Origin of the sequence: Pseudoduganella danionis, assembly GCF_009720775.1 — a bacterium.
Lineage (GTDB): Bacteria > Pseudomonadota > Gammaproteobacteria > Burkholderiales > Burkholderiaceae_D > Rugamonas > Rugamonas danionis.
Genome location: NZ_WNKW01000002.1, coordinates 325,972 through 346,220 on the forward strand (window position 1 = coordinate 325,972; position 20,249 = coordinate 346,220).

20 protein-coding genes are annotated in these 20,249 nt (G+C 61.5%); 10 read left to right on the plus strand and 10 right to left on the minus strand.

Annotated elements, in window-relative coordinates; translation table 11 throughout:
- Nucleotides 1–217 precede the first annotated feature (217 nt).
- Complete coding sequence (gene proB / locus GM655_RS09625; RefSeq protein ID WP_155434454.1) at nucleotides 218–1,336, plus strand: glutamate 5-kinase; 1,119 nt, start codon at nucleotides 218–220, stop codon at nucleotides 1,334–1,336.
- A 37-nt stretch (nucleotides 1,337–1,373) separates the two neighbouring features.
- On the opposite strand, the gene GM655_RS09630 is transcribed toward proB, so the two are convergent.
- A complete protein-coding gene (locus tag GM655_RS09630) occupies nucleotides 1,374–2,585 on the minus strand; it encodes an NAD(P)/FAD-dependent oxidoreductase (protein ID WP_155434455.1) in 1,212 nt (403 codons plus the stop codon).
- 110 nt (nucleotides 2,586–2,695) lie between these two features.
- Here GM655_RS09630 and GM655_RS09635 point away from each other — a divergent pair, with 110 nt between their 5' ends.
- Nucleotides 2,696–3,217: an RrF2 family transcriptional regulator gene (locus tag GM655_RS09635; RefSeq protein WP_155434456.1), complete on the plus strand. Its 522-nt coding sequence runs from the start codon at nucleotides 2,696–2,698 to the stop codon at nucleotides 3,215–3,217.
- A 27-nt stretch (nucleotides 3,218–3,244) separates the two neighbouring features.
- Here GM655_RS09635 and GM655_RS09640 read toward each other — a convergent pair whose 3' ends face one another.
- The 6 genes from GM655_RS09640 to fdxA all read right to left on the minus strand — a co-directional run bounded on the left by GM655_RS09640 (nucleotide 3,245) and on the right by fdxA (nucleotide 9,032).
- Nucleotides 3,245–4,375, minus strand: coding sequence for an HAF repeat-containing protein (locus GM655_RS09640; protein WP_155434457.1), 1,131 nt, complete (start codon nucleotides 4,373–4,375; stop codon nucleotides 3,245–3,247).
- 158 nt (nucleotides 4,376–4,533) lie between these two features.
- A complete protein-coding gene (gene nth / locus GM655_RS09645; protein WP_155434458.1) occupies nucleotides 4,534–5,181 on the minus strand; it encodes an endonuclease III in 648 nt (215 codons plus the stop codon).
- A gap of 72 nt (nucleotides 5,182–5,253) precedes the next feature.
- Nucleotides 5,254–5,931 carry an electron transport complex subunit RsxB gene (rsxB, locus tag GM655_RS09650; protein ID WP_371866765.1) on the minus strand — a complete coding sequence of 226 codons (678 nt, stop codon included), beginning with the start codon at nucleotides 5,929–5,931 and terminating at the stop codon, nucleotides 5,254–5,256.
- A gap of 150 nt (nucleotides 5,932–6,081) precedes the next feature.
- Nucleotides 6,082–7,317 (minus strand): polyhydroxyalkanoate depolymerase, encoded by a 1,236-nt coding sequence (locus GM655_RS09655; protein WP_155434459.1) that lies wholly within the window; start codon nucleotides 7,315–7,317, stop codon nucleotides 6,082–6,084.
- Nucleotides 7,318–7,533: 216 nt separating this feature from the next.
- Nucleotides 7,534–8,598 carry an NAD(P)/FAD-dependent oxidoreductase gene (locus GM655_RS09660; protein WP_155434460.1) on the minus strand — a complete coding sequence of 355 codons (1,065 nt, stop codon included), beginning with the start codon at nucleotides 8,596–8,598 and terminating at the stop codon, nucleotides 7,534–7,536.
- 110 nt (nucleotides 8,599–8,708) lie between these two features.
- The gene (fdxA, locus tag GM655_RS09665; protein WP_155434461.1) at nucleotides 8,709–9,032 is read right to left on the minus strand and encodes a ferredoxin FdxA; all 324 of its coding nucleotides are present in this window, start codon (nucleotides 9,030–9,032) and stop codon (nucleotides 8,709–8,711) included.
- Between the two features lie 264 nt (nucleotides 9,033–9,296).
- Here fdxA and GM655_RS09670 point away from each other — a divergent pair, with 264 nt between their 5' ends.
- Complete coding sequence (locus GM655_RS09670; RefSeq protein ID WP_155434462.1) at nucleotides 9,297–9,575, plus strand: polyhydroxyalkanoic acid system family protein; 279 nt, start codon at nucleotides 9,297–9,299, stop codon at nucleotides 9,573–9,575.
- 94 nt (nucleotides 9,576–9,669) lie between these two features.
- On the opposite strand, the gene GM655_RS09675 is transcribed toward GM655_RS09670, so the two are convergent.
- Both GM655_RS09675 and GM655_RS09680 read right to left on the minus strand, forming a co-directional pair.
- Nucleotides 9,670–9,921 carry an acyl-CoA-binding protein gene (locus GM655_RS09675; protein WP_155434463.1) on the minus strand — a complete coding sequence of 84 codons (252 nt, stop codon included), beginning with the start codon at nucleotides 9,919–9,921 and terminating at the stop codon, nucleotides 9,670–9,672.
- Between the two features lie 153 nt (nucleotides 9,922–10,074).
- Entirely contained in the window at nucleotides 10,075–10,362 is a 288-nt protein-coding gene (locus tag GM655_RS09680) for an HU family DNA-binding protein (protein WP_155434464.1), read from the minus strand.
- Between the two features lie 171 nt (nucleotides 10,363–10,533).
- On the opposite strand from GM655_RS09680, the gene GM655_RS09685 reads away from it, so the two are divergent.
- Nucleotides 10,534–11,340: an anti-sigma factor gene (locus GM655_RS09685; protein ID WP_155434465.1), complete on the plus strand. Its 807-nt coding sequence runs from the start codon at nucleotides 10,534–10,536 to the stop codon at nucleotides 11,338–11,340.
- Between the two features lie 36 nt (nucleotides 11,341–11,376).
- On the opposite strand, the gene GM655_RS09690 is transcribed toward GM655_RS09685, so the two are convergent.
- Nucleotides 11,377–11,733 carry an FKBP-type peptidyl-prolyl cis-trans isomerase gene (locus tag GM655_RS09690; protein WP_155434466.1) on the minus strand — a complete coding sequence of 119 codons (357 nt, stop codon included), beginning with the start codon at nucleotides 11,731–11,733 and terminating at the stop codon, nucleotides 11,377–11,379.
- 139 nt (nucleotides 11,734–11,872) lie between these two features.
- On the opposite strand from GM655_RS09690, the gene GM655_RS09695 reads away from it, so the two are divergent.
- The 6 genes from GM655_RS09695 to GM655_RS09720 all read left to right on the plus strand — a co-directional run bounded on the left by GM655_RS09695 (nucleotide 11,873) and on the right by GM655_RS09720 (nucleotide 20,229).
- The gene (locus GM655_RS09695) at nucleotides 11,873–12,844 is read left to right on the plus strand and encodes a YVTN family beta-propeller repeat protein (RefSeq protein ID WP_155434467.1); all 972 of its coding nucleotides are present in this window, start codon (nucleotides 11,873–11,875) and stop codon (nucleotides 12,842–12,844) included.
- The gene (locus tag GM655_RS09700; RefSeq protein ID WP_155434468.1) at nucleotides 12,844–13,872 is read left to right on the plus strand and encodes a polysaccharide deacetylase family protein; all 1,029 of its coding nucleotides are present in this window, start codon (nucleotides 12,844–12,846) and stop codon (nucleotides 13,870–13,872) included. The genes GM655_RS09695 and GM655_RS09700 overlap by 1 nt, the downstream gene beginning before the upstream one ends.
- Nucleotides 13,869–14,864 (plus strand): sterol desaturase family protein, encoded by a 996-nt coding sequence (locus GM655_RS09705; protein WP_155434469.1) that lies wholly within the window; start codon nucleotides 13,869–13,871, stop codon nucleotides 14,862–14,864. Before GM655_RS09700 ends, GM655_RS09705 begins: the two co-directional genes overlap by 4 nt.
- Nucleotides 14,864–15,679, plus strand: coding sequence for an EI24 domain-containing protein (locus GM655_RS09710; protein ID WP_155434470.1), 816 nt, complete (start codon nucleotides 14,864–14,866; stop codon nucleotides 15,677–15,679). Before GM655_RS09705 ends, GM655_RS09710 begins: the two co-directional genes overlap by 1 nt.
- Before the next feature lie 28 nt (nucleotides 15,680–15,707).
- Complete coding sequence (locus GM655_RS09715) at nucleotides 15,708–16,493, plus strand: competence/damage-inducible protein A (RefSeq protein WP_155434471.1); 786 nt, start codon at nucleotides 15,708–15,710, stop codon at nucleotides 16,491–16,493.
- A gap of 211 nt (nucleotides 16,494–16,704) precedes the next feature.
- Nucleotides 16,705–20,229 (plus strand): transglycosylase domain-containing protein, encoded by a 3,525-nt coding sequence (locus tag GM655_RS09720; protein ID WP_229632493.1) that lies wholly within the window; start codon nucleotides 16,705–16,707, stop codon nucleotides 20,227–20,229.
- Nucleotides 20,230–20,249: the final 20 nt, after the last annotated feature.

The window sequence follows — 20,249 nt, forward strand, 5'->3', positions numbered from 1 at the left end:
AGTCTCGACGTACCCTCTGCATCACCGGCATAATCAGTTATCAGCTGATTATGCCTTTCCACTCTGCGCCCGCGCTGCCATCGCAGCACGGGTGACTGCTAGCGGCAAAGCCGGGCAATCCGCCCCACACCATCACAGCGCTGTATGTTTCTGGCCCCGTGCCTTTCTGGCCCCGTGCCGAAGTTTTTCGTTCGCTTGTTTTGAGAGTTGCCGCATCATGAAATCCGTAATACAGAACGCCCAACGCATCATCATCAAAGTCGGTTCTTCGCTGGTCACCAACGATGGCCGTGGTCTGGACCATGGCGCCATCGCCCGCTGGGCCGCCCAGATTGCCGGCCTGCGCGCACTGGGCAAGCAGGTGGTGCTGGTCAGCTCGGGCGCGATCGCCGAAGGCATGCTGCGGCTCGGTTTCGAGCAGCGCCCGACGGATATCCATGAACTGCAGGCCTGTGCTGCCGTTGGCCAGATGGGGCTGGCGCAGATTTACGAAACCAGTTTCCGCGCGCACCAGCTAGGTACGGCGCAAGTGCTGCTGACCCATGCCGACCTGGCCGACCGCGAACGCTATCTGAATGCCCGTTCCACCCTGACTACCTTGCTGCGGCTCGGCGTGGTCCCCATCATCAACGAGAACGATACGGTGGTGACGGACGAGATCAAGTTCGGCGATAACGATACGCTGGGCGCACTGGTGGCCAACCTGATCGAAGCCGATGCGCTGATCATCCTGACCGACCAGCATGGCCTGTACAGCGCCGATCCGCGCAAGGACCCGAATGCGGTGCTGATCCAGCAGGGTGAGGCTGGTGATCCGGCGCTGGAAGCCATGGCGGGCGGCGCCGGCAGCAGCATAGGCCGCGGCGGCATGCTGACCAAGATACTGGCGGCCAAGCGCGCCGCCAAGTCGGGCGCCCATACGATTATTGCGTGGGGGCGTGACAGCGATGTGCTGGCGCGGCTCGCGCAGGGCGAAGCAATCGGCACCCAGCTGGTGGCGCAGACGGGCCACCTGACGGCCCGTAAGCAGTGGATGGCTGACCATCTGCATACGGCAGGGCAGGTGGTGCTCGATGCGGGCGCCGTGCAGAAGCTGAGCAAGGAAGGCAAGTCGCTGCTACCTATCGGCGTGATCGAAGTGAAGGGCGAATTCGGCCGCGGTGCCGTGATTACCTGCGTCAGCGAGCAGGGCGTGGCACTGGCGCGCGGCATCTGCAATTACAGCAGCACCGAAACGCGCCGCATCATGCGCAAGCCTTCCAGCGAAATCGAAGCGCTGCTGGGCTTTGTGGAAGGGCAGGAGCTGATCCACCGCGACAACCTGGTACTGATCTGATCGATGCTGCCCAGGTGCACGCGGTGCCGGGCTAGCGTCAGAAGTACTGCACCGGACGGCTGGCAGGATCGGCGCGGGTGATGATCTCCGCCATATCCGCTTGCGGCGGATAGATCCAGACGGTGTTGATGTTCGCCTTCAGCTCAGCCGCTGCGGGGCCGGACATTTTCACCGTGCGCTGCCAGCCTTCCGTGTAGACCGCATCGTCCGTTCCCAGCGACAGGCAGGTAACATATACCGGCTGGTCATACGGTATGGCTGGCAGTCCCAATACATCGGCCATGGCGTTGTGGCCGGCCGAGCGACCCAGATTCATCGCGTGCTGGCAGGACATGAGCGCGTAATTACCCTGATCATCGGTAGCCGCATGGGCGACATCACCCGTGGCGTAAATATCGCTGGTGCCCACGCGTAGCGCGGGCGTCACATGCAATCGGCCGAAGCTGTCGCGCTCGCCGCTGATCTGCGTGGCCAGCGTGCTGGCGCGCGCGCCGGCAGTCCAGATGACGGTGTGGGCCTCGATGCGGCTGCCGTCGGCAGTGGTGATGCCTTGCGCATCGACCGTGGCAACGGCCTGCCCGAGCCGCAGGCTCACGCCCTTGTTGCGCAGCGACTGTTCGATCACCTCACGCGGGCCGGCACCCAGATCGGGGCCGATTTCCGTGGCCCGTTCCACGATGACCACTTCTACCGCTGCATCCTGACCCAGTATGGCGCGCAGGCGGGCCGGCATTTCGGCCGCTGTTTCGATGCCGGTAAAGCCGCCGCCACATACCACCACCGTATTGCGTGCCTGGCTGACCGGACGCTGCGCCAGTGCCTGCAGGTGTGCTTCCAGGCGCTGAGCGTCGCTGAGCTGGTCCACGCTGTAGGCATACTCTTTCAGGCCCGGTAGTGCAGGGCGGAACAGCGTGCTGCCGCTGGCCAGTATCAGTTTGTCGTAGCTGAACAATTGTTCCTTGCCGTCGGCTGTGCGGTAGTGCACTGCATGGTCCTGCGCGTGTATCTGCTGCACCGTGCCGGCGATGTAGTGCACACCGGCTGCATCGAACAGCGCCACCAGCGAAGGATTCATGCCGGACAGGTTGGCTTCATACAGGCGCGGACGCACATGCAGCTCGGGCTGGGGCGAGATGACGGTGATTTCCACTGCGGCCTGCTGGCCTTCCAGATGGCGCAGTCGCGCTGCCGCCAGTGCGCTCCACATGCCGGCAAAGCCTGTGCCTATGATCAGTATCTGTTTGCTCATGGTGCTATCCTTTCGTTTAAAACTGCGACTATATTAGTCGTAGTTCGTAAACGCAAGCGTTTTAGTGGGTGCATGCTAAAATATGCGACTAATTTTGTCGGAGTTATAATATGGCGCACATCAGCTCGGGAGTGGAGTACGGCCTGCATTGCCTGCTATTTCTGGTCAGTGAAGCTGGCACAGCGCGCGATGCGAGCGTGCGCGATCTGGCCGAGCTGCAAGGCGTACCGGTCGATTTTCTGGCCAAGATTTTTACCAAGCTGGCGAAGGCAGGGCTGGTGGCAGCGACCGAAGGCGTGAAGGGTGGCTTTATGCTGGCGCGCCCGGCCAGCAAGATCAGTGTGCTCGATGTGGTGCACGCCATCGACGGTGCGCGCGAGCTGTTTGAATGCCGTGAAATCCGTGCACGCTGTGCAGTGTTTGATGGTGCGCCGCCAGCATGGGCTACGGCCGGCACTTGCGCCGTGCATGCGGTGATGCTGGATGCGCAGCAGCGCATGGAGGAAGCGCTGGCGCAGCAGAGCTTACAGGATCTGGTCGAGCGCGTGGGCCGCAAGAGCCCCGCCAGTTATGACAGTAAAGTCATAGGCTGGTTGGGCGAGCGTGCCAGCAAGCGCACCGTCAAAGCTTAGCGGCAGCGTTGAAGCGCGCCGCCCGGCCTAGAATGACAGCATGGCGGGTCCGCGTAGCTGGATGCCGCGGTAGCGCCGGTGGTAGATGATCATGGCGGCTGCAGCCAGCAGCACAATGGCGATCAGTGTCATGAATTCCTGCGGCGAGCGTACCACGGTGGCGGTGGCGTTTGAGCGCATGGTTGATGCTTCGAATTTCTTGCCCTGGAACTGGGCGCCAACTACCAGTTCCTGATTGTTGATGCTGTTGACCAGATACAGCCCGTGGCCGCCCGGATGCACGGTCATTTTTCCATCGCGGTAGACAAACGAGCGGCGCTCGTCGCCGATCAGTATGGTGCCCACCACATGGCCGGCGCCGTTGACGGCCGTGGCGAAGCTGTCGCCATAGCCTATCATGTCGCCCAGATCGACCATGTTTTCGCCGTCGTACATGAAGGCATGCCAGCGGCCACTGGCCGTACTGGCCGCACCGACCACCACGCCATCATCGTTGATGGCGCTGGCCGAGCTGGCGCGGCCGCCCGGCAGCGTGCCCAGATTGATCATGCCGCTGCCGGGGCGGTACAGGAAGGCGCGGCGGTTGCCGTCGCTGAGTGCCGCCGTGCCGACGATTTCGCCGTGGTTATTGATGCCGCTGGCGTAGCTGATATTGCCGCCCAGCGTGCCCAGATCGGTCAGCACGCCATCGCTGTCGGCGACGTATGCGTGGAAGTAGTTGTCGCTGGTGTCGGCAAAGCCGACCACCTGACCGGCCGTGTTGATGGCGGCGCCATAGCTGCTGTTGCCGCCCAGCGTGCCGAGGTCGCGCATGCCGCGTTCTTTGCTGTAGATGAAGGCGCGCCACTGGCGGCGGCTGTTCTGTGCCGTGCCCACTACTTCGCCGTTGGCATTGATGCCCTTGGTGTAGCTCTCGCCGCCGCCCAGCGTGCCCAGTTCGATCACCTGCTGTCGGTCGTAGAGTATGGCGCGCTGGGTGCCTTCTTCGACATTCTGGATGATGCCCGCCACCTGTCCGCGCGCGTTGATGTCGACCGCGATGCTGGCTTCTTCGTTTTTGACGGCAATGCCGACCGGGTTGAGTTTCTCTGCCGCCGCGATGCCGGTATAGCCAAACAAGACAGCAGCCAATAGCACTGAACTGGTGGTTCGCAACATCACGCATCTCCTTGATAGGTGTTAGATATGCAACAGAAGTGCGTTGAATATATAACATCTAAAATGGAAATACAGCGAATTTTTAGCTACTTGATCCAGTGTTTTAAATAGCCGGAATCTATTGCTGCTGCGTGCGCAATCGCGCTGCCTGCGGCGCTTCAGGCATGCGACGGGGCTGGCGTTTTGCTGCGGTAATCGCACAGGTCGAGCTGCATGCAGTTCCAGCATTCGGGCTTGCGTGCCTTGCAGGTATAGCGGCCGTGCAGGATCAGCCAGTGGTGGGCATCGTGCAGGAATTCACGCGGGACGAATTTGAGCAGCTTCTGTTCGACGATGTCGACATTCTTGCCGGGAGCTAGCCCGGTGCGGTTGGCCACGCGGAAGATGTGGGTATCCACCGCCATGGTGGGTTCGCCGAACGCCGTGTTGAGCACCACGTTGGCCGTCTTGCGGCCCACGCCGGGCAGGGCTTCCAGTGCTTCGCGCTGGCGCGGAACCTCACCGCCATGCAGTTCCAGCAGCATGCGGCAGGTGGCGATCACATTCTTGGCCTTGGTTTTGTACAGGCCTATGGTCTGGATATAGCTCTTTAATTCTTCTTCGCCCAGCGCCAGAATGGCGGCCGGCGTATTCGCCACCGGATACAGCTTGCGCGTGGCTTTGTTGACGCCGACGTCGGTGGCCTGGGCTGACAGCAGCACGGCGATCAGCAGTTCGAACGGCGTGGTGTATTCCAGTTCCGTCACGGGTTTCGGGTTGGCGGCGCGGAAGCGCTCGAACATGGTCTGGCGGGTTTGCTTGTTCATGCGTGATGGGGAATTCTGCGTGGCTGACGGATGGTGGCGGATCGTGGCAGATAGTGGCGAATATTGGCGGAGTTAGGCTTTGCCTTCGGCTTCCTTGCGCAGGCGCGCTCTTTCCATGGCGGCGGCAATAATGGCGCGCTTGCGTTCCTTCTCGGCGGCGTCGGCATCGGTGGCCGGATCGAGCGCTTCCACCGCCTTCATTTTGGCCACGGCCTTGGCGGCCAGACGCGCATCGTTTTCATCTTTATCGCGCTGCAGGCGCAGGGCGCGGAAATCGTGGCGCGCCCTTGCTGCTGCTGCCTGTTCGGCGTTCCATGCCTGCCATCCGGTCTGTTCGGTGACGGGGTACATGACGATGCAGTCGACCGGGCAGGGGTTCACGCACAGATCGCAACCGGTGCACAGATCGGGTACTACGGTGTGCATCAGTTTGGCCGCGCCGACGATGGCATCCACCGGGCAAGCCTGTATGCACAGCGTGCAGCCTATGCACAGGGCCGGATCGATATAAGCCACGGCGCGCGGACGTTCCAGACCGTTGACGGGATTGAGCGGAATGACCGGATAGCCGGTCAGGGCCGACAGCCGCTGTATGCCCTCCGCACCACCGGGCGGGCACTGGTTGATCGCGGCGCTGCCGTCGGCGATGGCTTGCGCATACGGGCGGCAGCCCTGGTAGCCGCATTTGGTGCACTGGGTCTGCGGCAGCAGGTCTTCGATACGGTCAGCGAGAGTGGGCTTGGTAGACACGGCAGAGTGACGTCTTAAATCGTAAAAGCGTCATTATCCGCCAAATCGGCCAGCGAGAGAAAAACGGGGCCGGATCCGCTGCCTGCGCAGCGTGATCCGGCCCCGTGTGGCGGCCTAGCCGCCGCTCAGGCCTGCGTTGCAGGCGCAGGCTTAACCGTGCTTCTTGATGAACTCGGTGATTTTCGGGCACACCTGCTCGCGCCAGCGGCGGCCCGAGAAGATGCCGTAGTGGCCGGCCTGCGGCGCCACGAAGTCCTGCTGCATGTCAGCCGGGATGTTGCAGCACAGGTCGTGCGCAGCCTGGGTCTGGCCAGCGCCGGAAATGTCATCGAGCTCGCCTTCTACGGTGAACAAGGCCACGGTGGTGATGTCCTGCGGACGTACCAGCTTGCCGCCCACTTTCCACGTGCCCTTGGGCAGTGCGTGTTCCTGGAACACGGTGCGGATGGTGTCGAGGTAGTATTCGGCCGGCATGTCCAGTACGGCGTTGTACTCGTCGTAGAACTTGCGGTGGCTTTCTGCCGTTTCCTGATCGCCTTCGACCAGATGCATGTAGAACTCGCGGTGGCTCTGGGCGTGGCGGCCCGGATTCATGGCGATGAAGCCAGCATGCTGCAGGAAGCCCGGATAGACCTTGCGACCAAAGCCCGGATAATTAGGCGGCACCGAGTAGATCACGGTGTTTTCGAACCACGAGAATTTCTTCTCGACGGCCAGATTGTTCACGGCCGTCGGCGAACGGCGCGGATCGATAGGGCCGCCCATCATGGTCATGGTCTTCGGCAGTTTCGGATCCTTGTCGCTAGCCATCAGCGAAATGGCGGCCAGCACCGGCACGGTAGGCTGGCAGACGGAGATCACGTGCAGATCCGGGCCCAGTAGGCGGATGAAGTCCTGCACGTAGTAGATGTAATCGTCCAGATGGAAGGTGCCGGCCGACATAGGCACCATGCGTGCATCGGTCCAGTCGGTGATGTAGACGTCGTGATCGACCAGCAGGCCGCGCACGGTATCGCGCAGCAGCGTGGAGTGGTGTCCCGACAACGGCGCGACCAGCAGCACGGTGGGCTGCTTGAGCGCCTTGATCTGCTTGTCGCTGAGCGCTTTCTTGAAGTGCAGCAGGCGGCAGAACGGCTTGTTAACGGTAACTTCTTCAACGATGCCTACCGTACCATCCTGCAGTTCGACGTAGTTGATGTCGAAAGCCGGCTTTTCGTAGTCTTTGCCGAGCCGGTACATGAGTTCGTAACCAGCCGCGATACGCTGCGAAAACGGCGTGTGCGCCAGTGGCGACACCGGATTGGTGAACATTTTGGAGGACGCGTCGGCCCACTGCATCAGCGGGGTCAGGAACGAGCGTTGCATTTCGTGAAGATGGTAGAGCATAGGTTATCCCCGGGGCTAGCGTTTGGTGCGGTGCACCAATTCCGTACATCATAAACCAATTATAGGACAGTTTGCCGTAATCGATTGCATTCCCAGATGCTGCTGAGCAAGTCTACGTGTTTTCCACAATGGTTTTTGTGGCTCCAGTATCGGTCTGATAAGGATGAAAAAAAAGCAGCGCGAACGCTGCTTTTTTGTAGGACCAGCGCGCTGCGCTTAGTCGAAGACCGGGGTTTCCACGCCCAGCACCTTGTGCAGTTTTGGCGAGGTGGTGGTGTACTGCATGTGGATCTTCTTGTCCGGGAAGATATATGGTGCGGCGCCGAAGGCAGCCAGAGCCGCTTCGTGGAAGCCCGACAGGATCAGCTTCTTCTTGCCCGGATAGGTGTTGATGTCGCCCACTGCGAAGATGCCCGGCACATTGGTCTCGAACTTCTCGGTGTTCATCACTTTGAGCTGGCGGCGCTCGATGTCCAGACCCCATTCGGCGATAGGACCGAGTTTCGGCGACAGGCCGAAGAATACCAGCAACATGTCCAGCGGTACGCGGCGGGTGACGCCGTCAGCGCCCGTGACTTTCAGTTCGCTCAGTTTGCCGTCTTTGGCTTCGAAGCCGGTAGCCTGACCGATGATCAGCTGCATTTCGTATTCGTCGCACAGGGCTTTCATCTTGGCCACGGAAGCTGGCGCAGCGCGGAATTCTTCGCGACGGTGCAGCAGCACGACGGATTCGGCTTTGCCGACGAAGTTCAGGGCCCAGTCCAGCGCCGAATCGCCACCGCCGCAGATCACCAGATTCTTGCCTTCGAAGATGGCAGGATCTTTGACCTTGTAGTGCAGCTGGCTGCCTTCGAATTCTTCGATGCCGTCGACCTTGATGGTACGGGCCTGGAAGGAACCCACGCCGGCCGCGATGAAGATGGTTTTGGTGATGAAGCGGGTGCCGATGCTGGTCTCGACATCGAAACGGCCATCGGCGCGGCGCTCGACCTTGGTCACTTCCTGACCCAGGTGGAAGGTCGGATCGAACGGTTCGATCTGCTTCAGCAGATTGTCGGTCAGCTCCTGGCCGGTGCACGATGGCACGGCAGGGATGTCGTAGATCGGCTTGTCCGGATACAGTTCCACGCACTGACCGCCCACCGCACCCAGCGAATCGATCACGTGGGCTTTGATTTCCAGCAGGCCCAGTTCGAAGACCTGGAACAGGCCGACGGGGCCGGCGCCGATGATGACGGCATCGGCTTCGATGGCGTCAGGGGTAGTGACAGTGCTATTCATACTTGGTTTCCTGTTATTTCAATAATGGTTGGGCAACACCGAGCTGCGCGGCGGCTGGCTATAGCTGTCGCGTGGGGCGCTGCCTGGTGCTACCTATCCAGACGAAAGTCTTAGCGGACCAGCAGGTGCAGTTTTTCTTTAACGTCTTTGAACTGCTCGGCCTCGTCCAGTGCCGGAATGGTTTTGGTGATCGAAGGCCAGCCGCGTGCCAGTTCAACGTTCAGCTTGATGAATTTCTGCTGGTCGGACGGCACATCTTCTTCTGCGAAGATCGCATTGACCGGGCATTCGGCCACGCAGACGGCGCAATCGATGCACTCATCCGGATCGATGGCGAGGAAATTCGGGCCCTGGCGGAAGCAATCTACCGGGCAAACATCGACGCAATCGGTGTAGCGGCAAGCGATGCAAGATTCGGTAACAACGTGAGTCATAACAGTCCTATCAATGTAGTGGTGCAGCGGCGTCGGCGGCGTGGCATGGCCCGGCTAACCTCGGCAAAGCACTGTATTTTAAGGTAATTCGCTATTTCTCACAAATTGCGCTTATATACAATACAAATAAGCAAATTCGTTTCTGGCGCGCGACAGGGGCCGGATCCGGCCTCTGGCAGGGCCATTCTGGCATGCGTTCAGGCACTGGCGGCGCAGCGGCGCAACTGGCATGATGGCGGCTTTTTCAAGCAGAAGGAGAGGGCGATGGCCGACATTAACATCGTGCAGGCGCATCAGCTGGCACCCGAGCAGGCGCGTGCCGCGGCACAGCAGGTAGTCGATAAACTGGCTGAACAGTTCGAGCTGAGCTGCCGCTGGGAGGGCGATGAACTGCATTTCGATCGCTCGGGTGTGAACGGCAAACTGACGCTGGCACCGAACGAAGCGCGCGTGCAGATGACGCTGGGACTGTTTTATGGCGCGTTTGCCAGCGTGGTGGAAGCCAAGCTGAAAGACAAAATGGCGCGCGTGTTCGCCGCCTAAACAGCGGGGTCAGGTCGGGCAAATGTGCAGCCTCAACAACTCAAACTGTTGAGGCTGCACATTTGCCCGACCTGACCCCGAATGATTTTTTGATTTACTTCAGATCTTCGATCAGGTCGATGTACTGCTGCTTGGCTTCGTCCTGCGAGGTGCCGGTCAGGGCAGCCCAGGCATCGAACTTGGCACGGCCGACCATGTCGGTGAAGCCGGGACGGTCGCCGCTGGCATCGCCGCTCGACGCCTGTTTGAACAGCGCGTAGATTTTCAGCAGCGTCATATTGTCCGGACGCTCAGGCAGGTTTTTCGAATCGAGCTGGGCCTGGGCAAATTGTGCATCTAAACTCATGGTGTCTCCTCAAGGGGCTGAATGATGGCGCCATCATAACCCCAGCCACGCCGATTTCTGCTAGAGGGACTCCTCAAAAACAGAGCGGCGGTCGCTGTCTGGAACAGGGACCGCCGCTGCCGGTGCCCTGGCGGGCACTATGTTACGGACGTCTTATTTTTTCTTGGTCGGATTAACAGCCGACTTCAGGGTCGCGCCAGCCGAGAACTTAGGCGTTTTCGACGCAGCGATCTTGATCGCTTCGCCGGTGGCTGGGTTGCGGCCTTTGCGGGCAGCGCGTTTTGCGACGGAGAAGGTGCCGAAGCCGGTGATGCCTACCGTGTCGCCTTTTTTCAGACGCTCGGTGATGATGGCGATCAGGGTGTTGACCGCGTTGTTGGCGGCAGCAGCGGACACGTCAGTGCGTTTCGCAAATTCTGCAATCAATTCGCCTTTTTTCATTACTACCTCCTTGGTTATTGGAGCGCGCAGATTAGCATAAATATTGTCAAATGTAATGGTTTCTCTTCGAAGTAAGCCATACAGTAGTTAGCGCGCCACGCTGCGACGCAAAAAAACGCCCGCCGTTACAGGCCGCAGCAGGTGTTCAAAAAGGTTTATGATGACAGCACCATGGACCGAACCACGCGCTTTTCCGATCAAATACTGCAAGCCTATGCCGATGGCGTACTTGATGCAGCGACCAGTCGCGCGCTGGAGTCGGCCATGCAGCACGATAGCGCGCTGGCGCTGCGGGTCGCGCAGTTGCGGCGCAAGGCAATCGGTGCGGCCAGCGCCGAGGCGGGAGTCAAGGCGGGAGCCAAAGTGGTGCAACTGGCCGGCGTGCGGGCGGAGCGCGCTGCCGCAGCGCGCAAGGCTGGGCAGCGCCGCTGGGGTGGGCTGGAATGGAGCGTGCTGGCGCTGGTGATCGCGCTGGTGCTGGGCTTGATCCTGCTGGGTTTATACGGCAGCCGGCTAGGCTGGTGGCCCAGTTCTGCTGCCACTTCGGGTACTGCACCGGCGCCGCTGGCGTCCGCCAGTTCCGGCATTGCCGCCGTCGCCGCCCATGACGGCAGCCTGCTGGCGCAAGGTAGCCTGCTGGTGGCGCTGAACCAGCAGCCGGGCGGACGCACGACGCCGGACGGTGAAATCCGTATGGGCCAGAGTTTTATGACACAGGAAGGCAATTACTGCCGCAGTTTCAGCTTGCTGGGTATGCAGCAGGATCTGACAGGGCTGGCCTGTCGCGAGGAAGGTGTTTGGCAGGTGCCGCTGCTGGTGCAGAACCGGCGCAATGTGCCCGCGCTGGGCAGCCATCGTAATGCCACAGGCGATATGCCGGCGCTGCTGCAGGAAGCCATACGGCAGCGCAAGGCAGGCACTGCACTCGATGCGCAGGCCGAGGAGCTGGCGCTGCAGCGTCGCTGGCAGCACCAGTAGGAACGGGCGGCGGCTAGTCTGCCGCGCCCGCAGCCATCAAACAGCCAGCAGTTCGACGTCGAAGATCAGGGTGGCGTTGGGAGGAATCACGCCGCCCGCGCCGCGCGAGCCGTAGCCCAGATCGGACGGGATGATCAACTGGCGCGTGCCGCCCACTTTCATGCCCTGTACGCCTTCGTCCCAGCCACGGATCACCATGCCGGCGCCCAAGGCGAATTCGAACGGGTCGTTGCGGTCTTTGCTGGAGTCGAACTTCGGACCCTTGCTGCCGTCGTCATTCTGCAGCCAGCCGGTGTAGTGCACGGTGACGTTCTGGCCGGCTTTGGCTTCGGCGCCTTCGCCCACGGTCAGTTCGATGTATTGCAGGCCGGAGCCGGTGGTAATGGTGCTCATGTTATTCCTTCAGAAGTACGTTAAAGACAGGCCCGCATTGTAGCAGGGCGTGCGGCCGGGCGATTAATTGCGGCTTCCTCCTTGCTGCCTGCCCGTTTGCACGTAAAATAAGCGTTTTGCTCCTACAAGCGACTTATCCATGCTCCGCAGTTTTCGCCGTATCGCCCTTTCCTGTGTCTGCGCCCTGACTGCCGCCGGCAGTGTGCAGGCCAATGTCGTTGTTGTGCTCAATTCGCGCGACGCTACTGTGCAGTTGCTCGATCAGGACACGTATAAAGACCTCGCTACTTTCCCGGTCGGCAAAGAGCCGCACCACCTGATGTCCACGCCCGATAATAAATCGCTCATCGTGGCCAGCTCCGTTGGTAACGAGCTGATCTTCCTCGATCCGAAAAGCGGCCAGATCCAGCGTACCATCAAGGACATCCTCGATCCTTACCAGATCGGTTTTTCGCCGGACCAGAAATGGCTGGTCTCGAATTCGCTGCGGCTGGACCGCGTCGATCTGTACCGCTACGACGGCAGCAGCCTGACCCTGAGCAAGCGTTTGCCGCTGCCCAAGCTGCCTAGCCACATGGCCTTCAATGCGGCTAGCGACATGGTGTTCATTACCCAGCAGGGTAGCGACGAAGTCAGTGCCATCGACCTGAAGACCCAGGCCATCAAATGGACTATGCCGGTCGGTAAGCTGCCGGCCGGGATCTCGATGACGCCGGACGACAAGTATCTGCTGGTCGGCATCATGAGCAGCGATTATGTGGAAGTGATCGACTGGCGCAGCCAGAAGATCGTGAAACGCATCAAAACGGGGCAGGGCACCCACAATTTCCGCGCGGCCGGCGATGGCCGTCACATTTTCGTTTCCAACCGCGTGTCGAATTCGATTAATATCATTGACCAGAAGACGCTGGAAAATGTGGGCCAGATTAATGTGCCCGGTGGTCCGGACTGTATGGAGGTGACGGCAGATGGTAAAACCATGTGGGCAACGCTGCGCTGGATTAAAAAAGTGGCCGTAATCGATATCCCCAGCCGCAAAGTCATCAAAATGATCCCTGTGGGGCGCTCGCCGCACGGGGTGTTCTTCTTTAATTCCGCTCCCCGCATCTGATGGCACGCGCCGCCGCCCTGACACTGTGCATGCTGGCGCTGATGCCGGCACTGTCCCAGGCTGAATCGGGCGTGGCGAAGCGCGCCGCCGTAGCACGTGCCGCCGGCATCGCTGCCGCCTATGGCTACCGTCCTGCCGTCGGCAGCAGTGCCGGCGCGGCCGGTAGCAAGGCCGCTATTGCCCCTGCCGTAACTGCCATCACCAGCAAGCCGGCCGCGCCCAGCGCTGCCACTGCCATGCTGGCCGTGGTACCGGCAGCCGCAGCGGCCTCGGTGCCGGCCGCCAGTGCTGCTGCCAAAGCGGCCCAGGCTGCGCCCGAGTGCAAGGGCAATATCTATCTGACTTTCGATACGGGCAGTCAGGCGCAGGCGGCGCTGATCGCCGAGACGCTGCAGAAGCACCATATCAAGGCCAGCTTCTTCCTCGCCAACGAGAAAACCGTCAACGGCGATTATTCGCTCGACCCGGCCTGGGCACCGTACTGGAAGGCGCGGTTGGCCGAAGGCCATGTGATCGGTTCGCATACTTTCGATCACGATGTGCTGGTGCGCGACGGGGCCGACGGCAAGCTCGAGACCAAGCCCGGTTTCGGCAGCAGCGCCGGCAAGCTGCGTACGCTGAGCTCCGACCAGTACTGCGAGCAGATACGCCGTGTCGACCAGCGCTTCGTCGAGCTGACGGGCAGTCACCTCGATCCGGTCTGGCGCGCACCGGCCGGCCGCACCTCGCCGCGCGCACTGGCCGCAGCGCGTAGCTGCGGCTATACCCATGTGGGCTGGTCGCCGGCCGGCTTCTCCGGCGACGAACTGCCCAGCGAGAAGTATTCCAATGCCTCGCTGCTGGCCAAATCGCTGCGCGAACTGCGCGCCGGCGATGTGGTACTGATCCACATGGGCATCTGGTCGCGCAAGGATGCGTGGGCACCGGCCAACCTCGAACCACTGATCAAGGGACTGGCGCAGAAGGGCTATTGCTTTGCCACCCTGCGCGACCATCCAGACTACTCTTCTTCCTTTAAACATCCATGATGCAGGTATTTTCCGACTGGCTGGGCGTAGCCCAGGGCTGGTTGTTTGAAACAGTTATACAGCCGCTGGTGTTCCAGCTAGGCCTGGGCGAATTTGTCGAGGAATCGTTCGAAGGCACGGAATGGCTGCTGATAGGCGCGCTCGAACTGCTGCTGCTGTTCCTCGTGCTGCGCCCGCTCGAAGCGCTGCTGCCGGTGCACCGGATCAGCGATCCGCGCGCACGCTGGAACGACTTCCTCTATACGGTGCTGCACCGTATCGGCCTGTTTTCGCTGCTGATCTTCTTTACGCTTGATCCGCTGATGGATACGCTGGCCGCCCAGTTGCGCTTCGAAAGCCTGCATCCGCTCAATCTCGAGAGTCTGCTGCCCGGTATCAGCCCGCTGGCCAGCTTCCTCGTGTATCTGGTGGTGCTGGACTTCTTTGATTACTGGTACCACCGCGCCGAGCACCATTTCAATTGGTGGTGGGGCCTGCACGGCCTGCACCACAGCCAGCAGAACATGAACCTGTGGAGCGACAACCGCAACCATCTGCTGGACGATCTGCTGCGCGACGTCTACATGGCGCTGATCGCGCTGTTTATCGGTGTCGAGCCGGCCCAGTATGTAGTGCTGGTGTCCGTGTCGCGCATTCTGCAAAGCCTGCAGCATGCCAATGTGCGCATCCATTTCGGCTGGCTGGGCGAGCGCCTGCTGGTGTCGCCGCGCTACCACCGCCACCACCATGCCATCGGCCACGGCCACGAAAGCCATGGCGTGGGCACGCTGGGCGGCTGCAATTTTGCCGTGCTGCTGCCGGTGTGGGACATGGTATTCGGCACGGCCCGTTTCACCACGGAGTTTGCCGCCACCGGCATCCGCGACCAACTGCCGCAGACCGATGCGCACGGCGCAGTCCTGCCCGGCCGTGATTACGGGCGCGGCTTCTGGGCCCAGCAGTGGCTGGGCCTGAAGCGCATGGTGGAATATGCCGGCAAGGATGTAGTCTGATGGGCGCCGTACTGCGTAGCTGGGGACTGGCCTTCAGTACGCAGTGGCATCCGCGTCTGCTGGCCATGAGTGTGCTGCCTTTCCTGCTGGCGCTGGCCGTCTGGGCAGTGCTGCTGTATGTCGGCCTGCAGCCGCTGATCGATTATCTGCATGCGCTGTTCACCGAGTATGATGGGTTTGCCCGTAGCGGCAGCCTACTCACGGCGCTCGGGCTGGCCACGCTGAAAACCGTGGTGGTGCCGTTGATCGCCATGCTGGCGCTGCTGCCGCTGATGATACTGACGGCGCTGGTGTTCATTGGCGTGGTCGCCATGCCGCTGATCGGCCGCCACGTGGGACGGCGCCGTTATCCCGAACTGGAACAGCGCAAAGGCGGCAGCCTGCTGGGCAGCATAGGCACGGCGCTGGGCGCCATGCTGGTGTTCATGGGCTTGTGGTTGCTGACGCTGCCGCTGTATGCCTTCCCGCCGCTGGCCGTGATTACTCAGGCACTGCTGTGGGGCTGGCTGACCATGCGCGTGATGGTGTATGACGCGCTGGCCGATTACGCCAGTGCCGAAGAGCGCCACCAGATACTGCAGCAGCACCGTGGCCGCTTGCTGCTGATCGGCGTGATTTCCGGCGCCGCCGGTGCCTTGCCCGGTGCGCTGTGGCTGGGCGGGGTGATGGCGGTGGTGCTGTTCCCGTTTCTGGCGGCCGCTTCGATCTGGCTGTATGTCCTGATTTTTATCTTCACCGGCCTGTGGTTTGCGTATTATTGTCTGGAAGCGCTGGCGCAACTGCGTGCCACTGCCACCATCGAGCACGCCGGCTAGGCCAGCGCTTACAGGGAGAAGCATAGTTATGGCGATAGGTTTGATCATCATCGGCGACGAAATTCTGTCGGGCCGGCGGCACGACCAGCACTTCCCCAAAGTGCTGCAGATACTGGCCGCGCGCGGCCTGCAACTGGGCTGGGCCGAAATCCTGCCGGACGATCCGCTACGTATTACGGCTGCGCTCAAGCGCAGCTTTGCCAGCAGCGATATCGTGTTCTGCTGCGGTGGCATAGGCGCGACGCCGGACGACCATACGCGCCAGGCCGCGGCCGATGCACTGGGCCTGCCGCTGGTGCTGCATGAAGAAGGCAAGCGCAACATCCAGCAGCGCATCCTGCAGATGGGGTACGAGGCAGGGCAGCCGGCCGATCTCGAATCGGCAGAGAATCTGCACCGGCTGAAGATGGCGGAATTCGCCGAAGGGGCCGAGCTGATTCCCAACCCGTACAACAATATCGCCGGATTCTCGCTGCGCCAGCACTATTTCGTGCCGGGCTTCCCCGTCATGGCCTGGCCCATGATCGAATGGGTGCTGGACCAGCACTACTCCCATCTGTACAACCGCGCACCGCGCATCGAACAGTCGGTGCTGGTGTACGAAGCGGCGGAATCGGCACTGACGCCGCTGATGCAGATGCTGGAAGCCGATTATCCGGGCGTGAAGATATTCAGCCTGCCCAGCGTGGGCGACGCGCAGACGCGGCGCCATATCGAGCTTGGCGTCAAAGGCGAACCGGTGCAGACCGCGGCCGCCTTCCGTCAACTGTGCGCGGAACTGACGAAACTCCATGTAGAGTTCAGCAACATCTAGTGTTGCGGTGATAAGTAGTGGTCAGAAACGGCGTTCTTTCGGTGGAGAGAGCGCCGTTGTTTTTTTGCGAAAATTTCGTGCTTATATCAAAATATTGCCAAGTAGCGCCGGTGCGCGCCACCCCGATGTGGTGCAATGGAAGTGCGCAACAGCGCCTAGGTGCTGCGCGTCTATGAGTGTTTTACTGAGTTAGCTGACCGGTCTGAATCATATGTTAAGCAATCGTCGTATCCGCCGGCCTCGTTTAGTTGTCCGGGCAGCGCGCAAATCCCGCGCCAGCGCTGCTGTTTTCGCCAAGCGGCGCGCCCGCTATCTGCGCGTGGTGCCTTCGCTGAGCGATGCAGATGCCGCACAGGCGGCTGCGCTCGGCGGCGCCAGTGCGGCCGCTGCTGCTACTGCTGCTACTGCTGCTACTGCTAATGCGGCAGGCGCGCCCCATGAATCTCCCGTCACCCTGGTAGCGTCTGCGACTGACGCCGAACTGCCGGAGCCAGTGCTGGAACCCGCCGAGGAAGACGCTGCGGAGCACGGCACGGAAGGGGAAACCCAGACTGGCGATGTGCCGCCACCGCCGCGGCGTAGCGCACGCGGCAAATGGTTGCTGGCGCTGGGCGTGGCCGTTGCCGCCGTGTGCGCGCTGGGTGCTTATGAAACGCGTAGCTCGATGCTGCAGTCACGCCTGTTTGGCGATGTGGTGGGCCAGCTCAATTACAAGGTCGAAGCGGGGCCTAGCCAGTCGATCCGCTTCCCGCACGATAGCCCGTATGACGAGCGGCTCGGCTATGCCGGCCTGCCCGACTATCTGGGCAAGCTCAGTACCCGCGATTATCACGTCAGTGCGCAGGCCCGCATCTCGCCCAAGATGGCCCAGTTGGCCGACATGGGCGTGTTCGCCACCTATCACGAGAAGACCCGCACCGGCCTGACCATTGCCGACTGCCGCGAGCAGACGCTGTTTGCGGCCAGCTATCCCGAGCGCGTCTACGGCAAGTTCGAACAGGCGCCGGCCGCGCTGGTGAGCAGCCTGCTGTTCATTGAAAACCGCGAGCTGCTCGATAACCGCTACCCGACCCGCAATCCGGCCGTGGAATGGGACCGGCTGGGCAAGGCAGTGATCGAGAAAGGTGTGAGCACTGTGGCCGGCGGCCACCGCGCGGCTGGCGGCAGTACGCTGGCCACCCAGATCGAAAAATACCGCCACTCGCCGGAAGGCCGCACCAGTTCCATGAAGGACAAGCTGCAGCAGATGGTCTCGGCCAGTCTGCGCGCCTATCAGGACGGCCCCGATACCACGCAGGCACGGCGCCGCATCGTTACCGAGTACCTGAACACGGTGCCGCTGTCGGCCAAGCCGGGCTATGGCGAAGTGAATGGCATAGGCGACGGCATGTGGGTCTGGTACGGCCGCGATTTCGCCGACCTGAATCGTCGCCTGAGCGGCAATCTGTCCCAGCCTGATGCGGAAACGGCACTGGTCTACAAGGAAGCCCTGAGCCTGATGATTGCACAGCGCCGCCCCAGCTACTATCTGGCCGACGGTGCAGCGGATCTGGAAACGCTGACCAATTCCCACCTGCGCCTGCTGGCACAGGAAGGCGCGATTACGCCGGCCCTGCGCGACCGCGCACTGGCCCAGCGGCTGCATCCGGCTACCGGTAACGGCCTGCAGTCGGCACCGGCCATGACTTTCGTCTCGCGCAAGGCCTCGAACGCGATCCGCAACCATCTGGCCAATCTGCTGGGCGACAATCGCATGTACAACCTGGACCGGCTCGATCTGAGCGTGGTCAGCACGCTCGATGCGCAGGCTCAGACGGCCGTGACGCAGGTGCTGCGTGATCTGCGCGATCCGGAAAAAGCCAAGGCAGCCGGGCTGACCGGCAAGGGCATGCTCGGTAATGGCGATCCGGCCAATGTGGTGTACAGCTTTACGCTGCTGGAGAAGGGGCCGCAATACAATCTGCTGCGTCTGCAGACGGATAACTTCGACCAGCCGCTGGACATCAACGAAGGCGCCAAGCTCGATCTGGGTTCAACTGCCAAGCTGCGCACGCTGGTGAGCTATCTCGACATCGTCGATCAGCTGCACCGCAAGTATGCGGGCATGGATGGCGCCGCCCTGGCTCAGGTGAAGATCGATCCGCAGGACCGTTTGTCGCTGTGGGCGCTGGACTACTTCAAGGCGCTGCCGCAGGACCCGGCCGCGCGCGCGCTGACACCGATGCTGAATGCCGCCATGGAGCGCCAGTATTCGGGTAATCCGGGTGAGGGCTTCTTCACTGGCGGCGGGCTGCACCACTTCGGCAACTTCTCCAAGGAAGACAACAACAAGATCATGACGGTGACGGAAGCGTTGCGCCGTTCCACCAATCTGGTTTTCGTGCGGCTGATGCGCGATGTGGCCAAGTACTATATGTTCCAGACGCCGGGCTCCTCGGCCTCGCTGCTGGCCGACGCGGATGATCCGCGCCGTGCCGGCTATCTGGCCCGCTTCGCTGACAAGGAAGGCAAGGAGTTCCTCGGTCGCTTCTACATGAAGTACAAGGGCAAGCCGCCCGAAGAACTGGACAAGATCCTGCTGGCGAATATCCGCAGCACGCCGGTGCGGCTGGCGGTGATCTTCCGTACCATCTATCCGCAGGCGACGGTGGAACAGTTTGCCAGCTTCCTGCGCGCCAATCTGCCGTCGCAGAACGAGGTGCCGGACGACCGCGTGGAGAAGCTGTACGAACAGTATGGCATCGATAAATGGTCGCTGGCCGATCGGGGCTATCTGGCCAGTGTGCATCCGCTGGAACTGTGGATGGCGGCGTATATGCGCCAGCATCCGGGCGCCACGCTGGCGCAAATGACGGCGGCCAGCGAACAGCAGCGGCAGGAAGTCTACCAGTGGCTGTTCAAGACGCATCACAAGCATGCGCAGGACAAGCGCATTGCTGGCCTGATCGAAATGGAAGGCTTCATGGAAATCCACAAGCAGTGGAAGAAAATGGGCTATCCGTTCGAATCGCTGGTGCCGTCGTATGCCACCACGCTGGGCGCATCGGCCGACCGCCCTGCGGCGCTGGCCGAGATGATGGGCATCATCGTGAATGGTGGTGTGCGCAAGGCGACACAGCGTATCAGTTCGCTGCACTTCGCCAAAGGCACGCCTTACGAAACCGTGGTCACCAAGGGCAAGCCGACTGAAGACGAGCGCGTGCTGTCTCCGGAAGTGGCGGCCGTGGTGGCGCAGGCCATCCGTGGCGTGGTGTCGGATGGTACGGCCAAGCGGGCACGCAAGGCCTTTGTGCTGGCCGATGGTACGGATATGCCGGTAGGCGGCAAGACTGGCACGGGCGACCAGCGCTTCGACGTCTATGGCGCCGGTGGCCGGCTGATCGAATCGCGCTATGTGAACCGTTCCGCCACCTTTGTGTTCAACATCGGCGAGCGTTTCTTCGGTAGTATGACGGCCTATGTGCACGGGCCGGAATCGAAGAACTACGATTTCACCAGTGCTTTGCCGGTGCAGTTGCTGGTGGTGCTGGCACCGACGCTGATGCCGCTGATCGATCCTGCTGCAGCAGGCAAGGCGCCGCTGGCGGCACCGGTCAATCTGAACAAGGCCGCCGCAGGTGGCGCCGCTGCTCCTGCTGTTCCTGCTGGCGCTGCGCCGACCGCTGCCGTGCTGCCGGTTGCAGCGACCACGGGCAAAGTGGCGCAAGCTTCTGCGCTGCGCGCCTGCGGTGGCTAGCCTGACCGGTTTAACTGTGT

Excerpts from the sequence above, each read along its gene's own strand:
- GM655_RS09655 (WP_155434459.1), bottom strand. The coding sequence starts at position 7,317 with ATGCTCTACCATCTTCACGAAATGCAACGCTCGTTCCTGACCCCGCTG.
- GM655_RS09700 (WP_155434468.1), top strand. The coding sequence starts at position 12,844 with ATGGCACGCGCCGCCGCCCTGACACTGTGCATGCTGGCGCTGATGCCG.
- GM655_RS09635 (WP_155434456.1), top strand. The coding sequence starts at position 2,696 with ATGGCGCACATCAGCTCGGGAGTGGAGTACGGCCTGCATTGCCTGCTA.
- GM655_RS09695 (WP_155434467.1), top strand. The coding sequence starts at position 11,873 with ATGCTCCGCAGTTTTCGCCGTATCGCCCTTTCCTGTGTCTGCGCCCTG.
- GM655_RS09710 (WP_155434470.1), top strand. The coding sequence starts at position 14,864 with ATGGGCGCCGTACTGCGTAGCTGGGGACTGGCCTTCAGTACGCAGTGG.
- nth (WP_155434458.1), bottom strand. The coding sequence starts at position 5,181 with ATGAACAAGCAAACCCGCCAGACCATGTTCGAGCGCTTCCGCGCCGCC.
- fdxA (WP_155434461.1), bottom strand. The coding sequence starts at position 9,032 with ATGACTCACGTTGTTACCGAATCTTGCATCGCTTGCCGCTACACCGAT.
- GM655_RS09660 (WP_155434460.1), bottom strand. The coding sequence starts at position 8,598 with ATGAATAGCACTGTCACTACCCCTGACGCCATCGAAGCCGATGCCGTC.
- GM655_RS09705 (WP_155434469.1), top strand. The coding sequence starts at position 13,869 with ATGATGCAGGTATTTTCCGACTGGCTGGGCGTAGCCCAGGGCTGGTTG.
- GM655_RS09690 (WP_155434466.1), bottom strand. The coding sequence starts at position 11,733 with ATGAGCACCATTACCACCGGCTCCGGCCTGCAATACATCGAACTGACC.
- GM655_RS09685 (WP_155434465.1), top strand. The coding sequence starts at position 10,534 with ATGGACCGAACCACGCGCTTTTCCGATCAAATACTGCAAGCCTATGCC.
- GM655_RS09670 (WP_155434462.1), top strand. The coding sequence starts at position 9,297 with ATGGCCGACATTAACATCGTGCAGGCGCATCAGCTGGCACCCGAGCAG.
- GM655_RS09640 (WP_155434457.1), bottom strand. The coding sequence starts at position 4,375 with ATGTTGCGAACCACCAGTTCAGTGCTATTGGCTGCTGTCTTGTTTGGC.
- GM655_RS09630 (WP_155434455.1), bottom strand. The coding sequence starts at position 2,585 with ATGAGCAAACAGATACTGATCATAGGCACAGGCTTTGCCGGCATGTGG.
- proB (WP_155434454.1), top strand. The coding sequence starts at position 218 with ATGAAATCCGTAATACAGAACGCCCAACGCATCATCATCAAAGTCGGT.
- GM655_RS09680 (WP_155434464.1), bottom strand. The coding sequence starts at position 10,362 with ATGAAAAAAGGCGAATTGATTGCAGAATTTGCGAAACGCACTGACGTG.
- GM655_RS09715 (WP_155434471.1), top strand. The coding sequence starts at position 15,708 with ATGGCGATAGGTTTGATCATCATCGGCGACGAAATTCTGTCGGGCCGG.
- GM655_RS09720 (WP_229632493.1), top strand. The coding sequence starts at position 16,705 with ATGTTAAGCAATCGTCGTATCCGCCGGCCTCGTTTAGTTGTCCGGGCA.
- GM655_RS09675 (WP_155434463.1), bottom strand. The coding sequence starts at position 9,921 with ATGAGTTTAGATGCACAATTTGCCCAGGCCCAGCTCGATTCGAAAAAC.